At 33.9% G+C, this 12,623-nt stretch carries 10 protein-coding genes; 5 read left to right on the plus strand and 5 right to left on the minus strand.

Annotated features, from left to right (window positions below; translation table 11 throughout):
• Window positions 1–41 precede the first annotated feature (41 nt).
• The 4 genes from ilvC to ilvD form a co-directional block, all read right to left on the minus strand.
• Window positions 42–1,541: a ketol-acid reductoisomerase gene (gene ilvC / locus Q0893_RS14225; protein ID WP_299276831.1), complete on the minus strand. Its 1,500-nt coding sequence runs from the start codon at window positions 1,539–1,541 to the stop codon at window positions 42–44.
• Between the two features lie 26 nt (window positions 1,542–1,567).
• Window positions 1,568–2,098 (minus strand): acetolactate synthase small subunit, encoded by a 531-nt coding sequence (gene ilvN / locus Q0893_RS14230; RefSeq protein WP_298902905.1) that lies wholly within the window; start codon window positions 2,096–2,098, stop codon window positions 1,568–1,570.
• 112 nt (window positions 2,099–2,210) lie between these two features.
• The gene (ilvB, locus tag Q0893_RS14235; RefSeq protein WP_299276835.1) at window positions 2,211–3,947 is read right to left on the minus strand and encodes a biosynthetic-type acetolactate synthase large subunit; all 1,737 of its coding nucleotides are present in this window, start codon (window positions 3,945–3,947) and stop codon (window positions 2,211–2,213) included.
• A 12-nt stretch (window positions 3,948–3,959) separates the two neighbouring features.
• Window positions 3,960–5,639, minus strand: a complete 1,680-nt coding sequence (gene ilvD / locus Q0893_RS14240) for a dihydroxy-acid dehydratase (protein ID WP_299276839.1) — start codon at window positions 5,637–5,639, stop codon at window positions 3,960–3,962.
• A gap of 288 nt (window positions 5,640–5,927) precedes the next feature.
• Here ilvD and Q0893_RS14245 point away from each other — a divergent pair, with 288 nt between their 5' ends.
• On the plus strand, window positions 5,928–6,311 hold the full coding sequence (locus Q0893_RS14245; RefSeq protein WP_299276842.1) for an AraC family transcriptional regulator: 384 nt from the start codon (window positions 5,928–5,930) through the stop codon (window positions 6,309–6,311).
• A gap of 62 nt (window positions 6,312–6,373) precedes the next feature.
• Here Q0893_RS14245 and Q0893_RS14250 read toward each other — a convergent pair whose 3' ends face one another.
• Window positions 6,374–7,366, minus strand: a complete 993-nt coding sequence (locus Q0893_RS14250) for an AraC family transcriptional regulator (RefSeq protein ID WP_298902898.1) — start codon at window positions 7,364–7,366, stop codon at window positions 6,374–6,376.
• A 337-nt stretch (window positions 7,367–7,703) separates the two neighbouring features.
• Here Q0893_RS14250 and Q0893_RS14255 point away from each other — a divergent pair, with 337 nt between their 5' ends.
• From Q0893_RS14255 to Q0893_RS14270, 4 genes are all read left to right on the plus strand, one after another.
• Window positions 7,704–9,107: a serine hydrolase gene (locus Q0893_RS14255; protein WP_299276847.1), complete on the plus strand. Its 1,404-nt coding sequence runs from the start codon at window positions 7,704–7,706 to the stop codon at window positions 9,105–9,107.
• Between the two features lie 479 nt (window positions 9,108–9,586).
• Window positions 9,587–10,399 (plus strand): hypothetical protein, encoded by an 813-nt coding sequence (locus Q0893_RS14260; protein WP_299276850.1) that lies wholly within the window; start codon window positions 9,587–9,589, stop codon window positions 10,397–10,399.
• A 267-nt stretch (window positions 10,400–10,666) separates the two neighbouring features.
• A complete protein-coding gene (locus tag Q0893_RS14265; protein ID WP_298902895.1) occupies window positions 10,667–11,437 on the plus strand; it encodes a nucleoside deaminase in 771 nt (256 codons plus the stop codon).
• A 25-nt stretch (window positions 11,438–11,462) separates the two neighbouring features.
• Window positions 11,463–12,605, plus strand: a complete 1,143-nt coding sequence (locus tag Q0893_RS14270) for a hypothetical protein (protein WP_299276854.1) — start codon at window positions 11,463–11,465, stop codon at window positions 12,603–12,605.
• Window positions 12,606–12,623 lie beyond the last annotated feature (18 nt).

Here is a 12,623-nt window from a genome sequence, read left to right on the forward strand (position 1 = left end):
TAGAGTAATCCTAAAATCGAGTTAAGAATGTCAAGATCTGTTTAAGCTAAAACGGATTCTTCAGTAGGAGCACTTTTAATGACTTTCATTGCTGTCATTGCGGCTCTTAAGCGCTGTCCTACCGCTTCAATTGGATGATTTCTAATGGCATCATTCACTGCGATGAGTTCAATATTATCAATACCAGTTGTATCTGAATATGGTTTTCCGATGATCGATGTATCAACGGTTTTCATAAATTCTGTTAGCAACGGTTTGCAGGCATGATCGAATAAATAACACCCATATTCTGCCGTATCAGATATTACACGATTCATTTCGAATAGTTTCTTTCTTGCTATTGTGTTTGCAATTAACGGCAATTCGTGTAATGATTCGTAGTAAGCAGAATCTTCAATAATACCTGCACTTACCATAGTTTCGAAAGCAAGCTCCACTCCAGACTTTACAAAAGCTACTAATAATACGCCATGGTCAAAATACTCTTGTTCAGAAATATGATCTGTAGTTAAAGCTGTCTTTTCAAAAGCTGTTTCTCCTGTTTCAGCTCTCCATTTTAATAAATTGATATCATCATTTGCCCAATCTTCCATCATTGTTTTTGAAAACTGACCAGAAATGATGTCGTCCATATGTTTATTAAATAATGGACGCATAATGTCTTTAAGTTCTTCTGATAATTCAAAAGATTTGATTTTAGCTGGATTGGATAAACGGTCCATCATGTTAGTAATCCCTCCATGCTTTAAAGCCTCTGTAATTGTTTCCCAACCAAATTGGATCAATTTAGCGGCGTAACTGGGTTCAATACCTTCTTCTACCATTTTGTCAAAGGATAAAATGGCTCCTGTTTGTAATAAACCACATAAAATGGTTTGTTCTCCCATTAAATCAGATTTCACTTCTGCAATAAATGAAGATTCTAAAACGCCGGCTCTATGCCCACCAGTGGCTACTGCATAGGCTTTGGCTTGTGCCCAACCTTTTCCTTCTGGATCATTTTCTGGATGTACTGCTGTTAATGTAGGTACTCCAAAACCTCTTTTGTATTCTTCTCTAACCTCAGTTCCTGGGCACTTTGGTGCAACCATAATAACTGTTAAGTCTTCACGAATTTTTGTGCCCTCTTCAACAATATTAAATCCATGAGAATAGCTTAAGGTTGCGCCTTTTTTCATTAACGGCATTACAGCTTTTACGACATTGGTATGTTGTTTGTCTGGTGTTAGATTTAAAACGAGATCGGCATTTGGAATTAACTCATCATAGGTGCCAACATTAAAATCATTAGCCGTTGCATTTTTATATGATGCTCTTTGTTCATCGATAGCTTGTTGACGTAAAGCATAAGAAATGTCTAATCCAGAATCTCTCATGTTTAAACCTTGGTTGAGTCCTTGTGCTCCACAACCTACAATAACTATTGTCTTTCCTTTTAAAGCGTTTACACCATCTTCAAATTCTGAAGCATCCATAAAGCGGCATTTTCCTAATTGCTCTAATTGCTCTCTTAGTGGTAATGTGTTGAAATAATTTGACATGTTTTTCTCTATTTTTTAAACTCTTTTTAATTTTGAAATGCTTGTAGCATTGTTGATATTTTCATTTCATCTTTAGTTACTGCAATTCTACCTGAACGTGTAAATTGCATAATACCAAAAGCATTTAATTCTCTATACAATAATTCTATTTCTTGTCGCCTTCCAGATTTTTCTAGAACAAAGAACTCTTTGTTTACAGTGACAATTCTGGCATTACTTTCTTTAATGATGTTTTGAATTTGACGCTCTTCAAACAATAAATCTGATTTTATTTTGAAAATGCACGATTCTTGATAAATGGTGTCCTCTTCGGTATGATAGTATGCTTTTATAACTTCGACTTGCTTTTCAATTTGCCCTATAATTTTCTTAATCTGCGATTCCGTTACATTGACGAGAATTGTAAATTTTGAAACCCCTTCAATTTCTGAAGCAGAAGTGTTTAAACTCTCTACGTTGATATGTCGTCTTTGAAAAATAGCCGAAAGTCTATTTAATAGACCAATGTTATTTTCAGTGTATACCGAAACTGTATAATGTTGTTTTTCTGAATTCATTTTTATTTTCTTTTCGTTATTTCAAGTGATTTTTTTGAGGTACGAGATAAGATTGTTCTCGATACAATTTTCAAACCCGTTGCACTTCTTTGAAATTCACTCGAACTGACGTTTATTCTAATCTTATATCTGAAACCGAAGCACCAGAAGGTACCATTGGGAATACATTATCTTCTTTTTCTACACATACCTCTAAGAAATATGGTTCTTTACTAGCTATCATTTCTTCAACAGCTGAGGCTAATTCTTCTCGTTTGGTTACACGCTTTGCATTGAGATAATACCCTTTTGCAATAGCTACAAAATCTGGATTTGTCATTTCAGTAGACGCATAACGTCTATCAAAAAATAGTTGTTGCCATTGTCTTACCATTCCTAGGAAATCATTATTAAGTACAACGACTTTTACGGCTGTTTTTTGTTGGAAAATGGTGCCTAGTTCTTGAATGGTCATTTGGTAACCTCCATCTCCAGAAATAGAAATAACTTCTCGTTCTGGTGCAGCCATTTTAGCTCCAATAGCAGCTGGCAAACCAAACCCCATAGTTCCTAAACCTCCAGAAGTAATATTACTTTTAGTTTTGTTAAACTCAGCATAGCGACAGGCAATCATTTGGTGCTGACCAACATCACTTACAATGGCTGCTTCTCCTTTAGTTTGGATGTTAATTTCTTTCAATACTTCACCCATTGTTAGACCTTCTTTTGTTGGATGCAAATCGCTCTTAATAACTTTTTCATACTCAATATTATATAAGTCCTTAAATTTTTGATGCCACTCTGTATGCGAATTTGGTTTTATTAAAGAAAGTATTTCAGCAAGACTCGTTTTAGCATTACCAAGAACTGCTATATCTGCTTTTACATTTTTATCTATTTCTGCAGGATCAATTTCAAAATGAATGACTTTGGCTTGTTTTGCATACGTAGCAAGATTTCCAGTTACGCGATCATCGAAACGCATGCCTATTGCAATAAGTACATCACATTCGTTAGTTAAAACATTAGGTGCGTAATTTCCATGCATCCCAACCATTCCAATGTTTAAGGGATGAGACGTTGGAATTGCAGAAGCACCAAGAATAGTCCATGCAGAAGGGATTCCCGCTTTTTCAATTACGGCCTTAAATTCTTCTTCTGCTTCACCTAAAATGACACCTTGCCCCCAAACCACCATTGGTTTTTTTGCGTTGTTAATTAATTCTGCTGCTGCTGCTAATGATGACTTATCGGTTTCAGGAACAGGTTTATAACTTCTAATCCCAGTGCATTTTTCATACTTAAAATCGAAATCCTCAAATTGAGCGTCTTTAGTGATGTCAATTAAAACGGGTCCGGGTCTCCCGCTTTTGGCAATATAAAATGCCTTAGCCATAACTTCTGGAATTTCAGAAGCCTTAGTTATCTGATGATTCCATTTAGTAACTGGTGTTGAAATACCAACGATATCAGTTTCTTGAAATGCATCGCTACCCAATAAATGTGAAGGTACTTGTCCGGTAATACATACCATAGGTGTAGAATCTATTTGAGCGTCTGCAATACCTGTGATAAGATTCGTAGCACCTGGACCAGAAGTTGCCATAGCAACTCCAACTTCTCCAGAAATTCTTGCATAGCCTTGAGCTGAGTGCGTAGCACCTTGCTCATGACGAGTTAGTACATGATGGATCTTATCTTGATATTTATATAATTCGTCGTATACAGGCATAATAGCCCCTCCAGGATAACCATAAAGTACTTTTACACCCTCTTCAAGTAAGCATCTCACAATGGCTTCACTACCAGAAATTCGTTCTGTAGTTTGTACAGTATTATGTGTCTTTTGTATTGTTTGAGTTTCTTTCATCTTTAATGTCTTTTAAAATTCGTCAGTAACACAACCTTTCGAAGCAGATGATACTGTCTTTGCATATTTATAAAGAACTCCGCGTTCAAATTTTAAATCTGGTGCTTTCCAATTTTGTCTTCTTTTTTGTAATTCTATTTCTGAAACTTCAACTGAAATAGTGTTGGTTTCTGCATCTATAGATATAATGTCACCATCTTTAACAAAGGCAATTGTTCCACCTTCTTGAGCTTCTGGAGTAATATGTCCAACAACAAAACCATGTGTTCCACCAGAAAATCTCCCATCGGTAATTAAGGCAACATCCTTACCTAAACCTGCTCCCATTATGGCTGCGGTTGGCTTTAACATTTCTGGCATTCCTGGTCCTCCTTTTGGACCTTCATAACGAATAACAACAACATCCCCTTTTTCTACTTTTCCATCTCTAATGCCGTCATTTGCTGCGTATTCTCCTTCAAAAACTTTAGCTTTTCCTTTAAAACTTAGTCCTTCTTTACCAGTGATTTTCGCGACACTTCCTTCTGTAGCTAAATTGCCGTATAACATTCTTAAATGCCCTGAGATTTTAATTGGCTCCTCAATTGGTTTAATGACGTCTTGTCCTTCAGTTAAATCATCTACCTCTAATAAATTCTCAGCTATTGTCTTTCCTGTAACAGTTAAACAGTTGCCATGAATGAGTCCTTTTTTAAGTAAGTATTTCATAACTGCAGGAATTCCACCAACGTCATGTACATCTTCCATGAGATATTTTCCGCTTGGTTTTAAATCTGCCAAAAATGGTGTGTTATCACTTATATCTTGAAAATCTTTTAATGTAAAATCTATTTGAGCTGCTCTTGCAATGGCTAAAAAGTGTAATACCGCATTTGTAGAGCCACCCAATATGGTAACTAGTCTTACTGCATTTTCAATTGACTTTCTTGTGATAATATCTGAAGGCTTTATGTCTTTTTCTAATAGTACTCTTAACGCTTCTCCAGCTTTTACAGATTCTTGTTTTTTCGCATCACTTAATGCTGGATTAGACGAATTAAAGGGTAATGTCATTCCTAGTGCTTCAATTGCAGATGCCATTGTATTTGCAGTGTACATACCTCCACATGCTCCAGCTCCTGGACATGCCTTTTCTACAATATTCTGATATTCATTTTTAGTTATGGTACCGGCAACCTTGCTTCCCCAAGCTTCAAATGCAGAAACAACATCTAGCTTTTTACCTTCATGGCATCCAGAATCAATTGTACCTCCATAAACTAAAATTGAAGGACGATCTAAACGAATCATTGCCATTAAAGCACCAGGCATATTTTTATCACAACCTACAACGGTTACCAATCCGTCATAACTCATGGCTTGTACTACAGTTTCCATTGAATCTGCAATAATATCTCTTGATGGTAATGAATATCGCATTCCTGGTGTGCCCATTGAAATACCATCACTCACACCAATTGTGTTGAAAATTAGACCTATTACATCTTCATTTTTCGTCCCTTCTTTGACCAATTTGGCTAAGTCGTTAAGATGCATATTACAAGGGTTGCCTTCGTATCCTGTGCTTGCAATTCCCACAATAGGTTTGTAAAAATCTTCTTTGGTTAATCCGATAGCATGCAACATCGCTTGAGCAGCTGGCTGTGTTGGATCTTGCGTCACTGTTTTACTGTATTTATTCAATTGACTCATACGGCTTTTGATAGATTTCTTTTACGTTCTCCTAAAACTTCTTGTTGGTATATGATACTTTCGTTATTGTAATATGCGCTCATAATATTTTAAAGTTCTAAATTATATTATCGTGTTTTTTTTATGTTGTGAATATTTCTGATTGAACTAAACTCATGTTACTTTTATTTTGTTTAAATGCTTGTTTTTGAGGTATTTACATGTTATTCTGTATGACGTTCAGGCATCAAATTTTTAATTAAATTTGTTGGATTAGTTTAAAACATAATAGGCAAACATTCTAAGCATGTGGAATTTGGTCTTCTTGAAAATTTAAAGACTAAAGTTGAAAATGAAATGAATAACCTGCCAACAGAGGATGAGTTAGTCTATAAATTAAAAAAATGTATACTAAGTCAGAAACCTGAACGAATTTCAATTGATAAGGCTTCAGAAAAACTTCATATTTCTGAACGAGCTTTACAAAGAAAGCTAAGGAAGTTAGATATACCCTTTAAAAACGTTGAGTATAGTTTACAATTAAGATTGGCTAAAACCTACCTCAAGGAAAATCAAAAATCTAATGAAGAGATAAGTTACCTCTTAAGGTTCTCTGAGAGTAGTGTATTTATTAGATTTTTTAAATCTTTAACTAATGAAAAATATATAAACAACTTATTTTCGATGAAATAGTTCTAAAAGATGTATTCAATATATTCTAGTACATCATTAGTTATCGGGATAAAAATAAATAGCTATTCAAATTTTTGATGTGATTTTTGATAAGACCTTGGAGACATTGAGGTTTCCTTTTTAAAAGCACTATAAAAAGCTGAAGACGTGTTAAAACCAACATCAAAAGCTAGATTTTCAATTTTCTCATTTAAAAAATTGGGATTAATCAGTTTTGTTTTAACATCTGCTATTCTAAAACCATTAATCACATCTTTAAAGTTTTTTCCATATACAGCATTAATGGCTTTAGACACTAAGTATTCAGGGCTGTCTAATGTCTTTGAGAGTTGAGCAATAGAAATTCCTGATTGTAAATACATTTTATCCCTTTCAAGTGCAATCTTAATATTTTCAATAAGCTCATGAGTGACTTTCGCCGAATACTTTTTCTTTATAACGGATGGTGAATTTAATGCTACAAAAAATAGAACATATATAATAGTTGAGGCTATTATCAATCCAATAGTATAATTAGTTTGACCTCTTGAAAAATTTTGAATTGAAAAGGCTATTATCAATCCAAACATTCCATAATATAAATAGTGGTGCCATTTTGTGAGTTTGGACTTATATTTAGAGTTAAAAATGTACTTAACTCCAATGTATATAAGATATATCAAGAAGAAATAATTACCCCAAATGTATACGTCATTAGCTCTATAACTATCAGTTATTAGTATTAAAAAAAGAACTATTGGACCTAAAAAATGCACTAGATTATAAACCTTAAATTTTTTCGATTCCGAAAATAAATATTTGAAATGAAGGAGTAAAAGAGGCGCAGCAATAGTATATCCCAAGAGTACTATTGATATTTGGGTTAACGACATACCATTTACCAAGTAAATTAGCATAGATTTAGAAATTCTCATCGCCATTGAAAAAAATATTAGTCCAATAGTAATATCTAGAAACTTATTTTCCTTTCTAACAAAGAAGAAATAGATAGACATAAACAAACAACTTGATACAGCTATACCCGAAAACATAGTTAAAGCAACAACTAGATTCATAAGCACTAAATTATGAAATATAAAAGTATGAAATCTGCTATTTTTTCATCTGTTAAAGTATTCACAAATAAATCTCCAGTTTCACTGAAAAAGGAAAGTCAACCATTAAATGCATCCTAGTTATACTTCAGTTTTTAAAAAAGGTAATTCTTCTTTGCTGGATAAATTTAGAGTCTAAATAATTTTATAATGAATAAAACTAAACCAATAAATCTTTTTTTAAAATCACTTGACCAATTGTTAAAAACGTCATAAAACTATGTCCTGTTTTTAAAAAAACGGAAGCCTAAAAACTAATGTAAAGCTAAATTTGAGCAAACGAATAAACAATAATATAATGAAACTAAAATTGAATTTAATAATAATGATGTTTGGATTTACAGCATCATACGCGCAATTTCATACACTAAATATTCCACAGCCTAGTCCACATGTGAACGATATCTTTTCTTCTTTTGAAAAAGAACTTCTTAACGAATTGAGTAATGGAGGAGCTCCTGGTATTCAGGTATCAATTATGTATAACGGAGAAGTCTATAACAAAAGTTTTGGTTACAGTAATTTTAATAAGAAAATAAAAGCGAATAACAAGACCCTGTTTAAAAATGCATCAACAGGAAAAGTTTTTGTCGCTTATGCAGCCATAAAGTTATCGTTGCTTGGTAAACTGGATTTAGATAAGAACATATCTACCTATATCTCTGGATTAAATTCGGAAATAGGAAAACTAACGACTAGACAATTAATAACACATACGTCAGGGCTAAAAGATGAATCAGATAATTTTGGGCCATCTGGACTTTCACAGCAAATTAAAATGGCAAAAACCTTGGGAAGTGATAAGTTCTTTGGTGAGTCTGGGATGGTTTTTAGTTATTCAAATGCTAATTATGATTTAGCGGGAGCCGTAATCGAATCTTTAACAGGTTGGGATTTTAACACAGCTATGATGAAACTTGTTTTCGAGCCTCTTAACATGAAAGCTACTACTTATAGATTTGATGTTGCTAATCCTAAAAATGTGGCTTTTGGTCATAGTGGTTCAGGTCCAAACTATTCTACTAACACTACAATTCCAGATAATGCAAGAGGAAGAGCTTCAGGTATGGCATTGACAACAGCCGAAGAATTAAATAAGTTTTTAATGTGGTTACAAATAGATCATAAAGATCAATTTGATAACAAATTAAAGGATGCTGTTTTGGAAGTGTTTTCAAACAAAAAAATGACAGGCGCTTATTGGGAATATGGTTACGGGTTATTCCATTCTACCTACTGTAATACCAATGCAATATGGCACAGTGGTGGCATGCCTGGATATAAAGCCGCATTTTTAAGTGTACCAGAACAGAGTTTTTCTGTGACTGTTTTGGCTAATGGTTCTGGAATTAATCAATGGAACGTTATAAAAAAAGCAGTAGAAACTGTAATAAATGGCAACTGTTCACTAATTAGTAATAATGTCGAACTAACCGATATTTCAGAAGAGGAAGGCCAAGAACTCATTGGAACATATACTCAAGGGATTGGAGCTAGGATTAAAGTGTTCAAAAAGGAGGATACTTTTGTTATGAGCGTTGATGGAGGGCCTAGTTATGAGTTAAAGAAAAGAGGAGAAGATAACATTGTAACAATTCGTGAAAATAAACCTTCTACTAGTTATGGTGTTTTTAAAGATAAAAATGGTAAAGTGCTCTATCTTCAATATTGGGTGAGAGCCTACCCGAAGGTTAATATGTAAAATACGTTAATCAGACCGTTTATCCTAAAAAAAACAAATACCGAAATGAGATTCATTGACCATGTTGGATGATTCTTTTAAATCAGTTTTCATCATTATTTTAGTTCGTCTATTCTTGATTCTAACTTTTCATCAACATAATTCAAATAAATTATTTTTAAAATAATATTACTTGAATGTCTAATTTGACTGTTTTTTATTTTACTGTACCAAATTTGTACCCTAAACATAGAAAAGTTAATAAAGCCTATAAGGTTAATTTCTCCTTAGAAAAGTAACTATTATATACTTTAATTCCTTTGCTTTAACTGTTCAATGTTATTCTTGATTATTTAGTTTTAATACTTGAGTAATTTTTACTAGATTTATCCCAGACCTATAATTTCTTTTTTTTATGCATTAATGATGTGAATTTCCGATCGTCAAATTGATAGATCGATTTTTGATGCAGCACAGATATTTAATAATACAGTTAAAAAATGAATAATAGTTATAGGATACTATTCGATTTACTGGTTACTCATACTTACTTTAAAACAGGCTTTTGCGAAGGGCTAACTTATAAACCATCGAAATCTACAAGTGAATTGATGGATAGATTTAATCTTAAAGTTTTGAATATCGATAAAGGCTTTCAGTTTTATTCGAGAGGAAAAGTACCTTTTGATACCTTTCTCAATTATATAACTAAGGCCACAGAGCATTCTTATTTCGAATTTAATGCTCAGTCTACAGACCAAGTTTTTTATCAGTATACAAATTTACCTCTTGATGATATAAAAACACTCTTATTTGATTCTGAACAGAGTCATGCAGAAGGAGACTTTATAGTTTTGAACCAACAATTTCAGAAGCGCTCTGCTAATTTATTTACGTTAAGAATACAATTCTCTGACATTTTAATGCATTTAGCTAAAGATGCTATAGGTCATTATAGAATAGACTTTTCTTCACGAGCCACAAAATGGCAATATACTATCATAAATAATAGCCAGGAACACTATAACGAACTCTCAATTAAGAGCAACTCCGAAGTAGAATTTGATTCAGGAAAAGAAGTGGTGTTAAACAATGGACAAAAAGCAATTGCTTTTACATCTATAGGAGACAACATTGTACTTAGTCAAATTCCTAAACATACTTTTGATTTGGTTTGTACTGAAAGTGAAATGGGTGTAAAAATATCGAGAATTTTATTTAAAGGATTACCGATGCCAATTCCTAGCCAATTGCAGGTTATAAAAACGAATACCGAAATGTCGATGGTATCTCCAATATATATCTATTTATAACAGTCGATAGTTTTTTCTTTAAAAGGCCTTAAGGTAGTAGGTTCTCTAGCAGAATACTGCCTGTTGTTTTGAGTGTTTTGTTCAAAACCACTCTGCCAAATACACGTATATATACCTATTGTTTCGCATTATGCGATGCTATACCTTTGAGATGACTCCAAGTTGATCGTGACTTTAATTTTATAGTTACTGAGCTTAATATTTGTGTTTTGAGTAAGCTAAATAATAGCACATTAACCTGTATACATTCAAACTAAATAAGACATTATGGACTCAAAAAAGCAATCGGTTTCATCAAACGAAAAAAAACCTTACCTCTCGCAACCTATTCCTGGCAATGGAGAACTATTTCATGTAGAACATGACCCTATAGACCCATCTGCCACACAACCTTGGAACGGCTTTGTTCCAAAATGTACTTTAGATGATCAAGATCAATGCAAATATTTTCCAGCGCAAACATCAAATATAATCGTAGACGAAGTCTATGAAAAAATTAGAATTAAAAGTAATAAATGGATAGAAATGGCTTGTGAGGAGGCCAAAGCATCTATAGGAGAAGAAGGAGGGCCATTTGGAGCCGTAATTGTTCAGATAGATGATGATACTCAAGAGATTATTCGTTATTGGAAAAATCATAATCAAGTTACCGCTATAAACGATCCAACGGCACATGCCGAAGTGATGACGATTCGGAGCGTCTGTGCATCTCTAGGTGTTTTTGATTTGTCTAAAATAGAAAAAGGCCATTCTAAGTTACCTCAAAAAAGCGAAACATCTCATTGTGTCATATTTAGTTCTGCAGAACCATGTCCAATGTGTTTTTCAGCGATTAGCTGGGCAAGTTTGAAACACATGTATTTTTCGGCCACACGTTACGATGCCGCTGTGCAAGGTGTTAACTTTTCTGATGAAGAAATTTATAACGAACTATCAAAACCGTATTATCAAAGGAGTATGAAAGTATTTCAATGCAGTACACCAAATTCACTGGATGCCTTCAATACATGGAAGGTTGTTCCTCATACAGATTACTAACCGATAAACTAAAATACTATTTCAAATGGAAACGAATTCAAATTTTAACTGGAAGGATCACATCTCAATTGTTGATTCTAGTTTAAACGCAGAAGCTATTGCAAACGTCATTAAAGTGGATACAGAAATGTTGGTTCATATGGACGATTTACAAGATAGAGTCCAAGCCGATTTAACAAAATTTCAACCGGTAATTGTTGCTCAATTTACGCCTGGCGGCGGAAAATTTACTTTAGTTAGAGATGAATATGGAGAAGAGGCCAGATATACTGTTGAGCCTGTAGCCAGATTGTTTTATATGGCAAAATCTATTGCGCATGCGCCTCTTGGTATTTTTGGATGCTTTGGTCCTTATAGTACAGACCCCAAAAATCAAGGCTGGAGAGCACCAATGGAAGATTATAGAAATGTATTAGCAAAGGCCTTGTCAACGATAGATGATATTGATGTTGAAAAGGGCTATCAAATTGATGATAGATTAAAGCGGAAATTGGTAATGGATTTAAATAATGTCACTGGTCAATTTGACGATGCGCCACCTCATTTAGACGAAGATACAGTAGTGCCTCATGTCATTAAAGTGATGAAAGACTTGTTAAAATCCTCAATCGATTTTGTAGATAACACAGCATTCCAATTAAGTGACGACGAATCCCCTGCAGAAGTGTTTCAAAAATGGTGTAACATGACCAGCGACGATAAAGATAATCCAGATGATACACTCTATAAACTTATCGTACAATCCCAAGTGATTGCAGCATCAACGCAGCAATTAGGAATAAGCACATTAATGCAAACATGGAGAGATACATTTTCTGAAGAAGATTGGGCAAATTTATACGTTATCGTTCAAGGAGAATGGGTAACCCGAAAGTTAAACTCAATTGCACAATGTATTTTACCTGAAATGGCAGATGGAGAAGAAGCCTTGGATGAGCATCTTTTGATTGTAACTAATCTTACAGATGTGGATCCAGCATTACATTTTCTAGCTCGGATTTTAGAAGACAGATCAGCGGCGGCAATGATTCTCACAGATCATAGTCAACCAAGAGATGATCTATCTGGTCAAGTGGATTTATTAGGGCCAGTCATGCAAGATGTTGTTTGTCCGCATATGAGTGCAGCTAACAAGGCACCTGAAACTGGTGATTCATGTCCTCATTAAACTAATTAATACAAATTA

Source organism: uncultured Psychroserpens sp., from assembly GCF_947494225.1.
Classification (GTDB): Bacteria; Bacteroidota; Bacteroidia; order Flavobacteriales; family Flavobacteriaceae; genus Psychroserpens.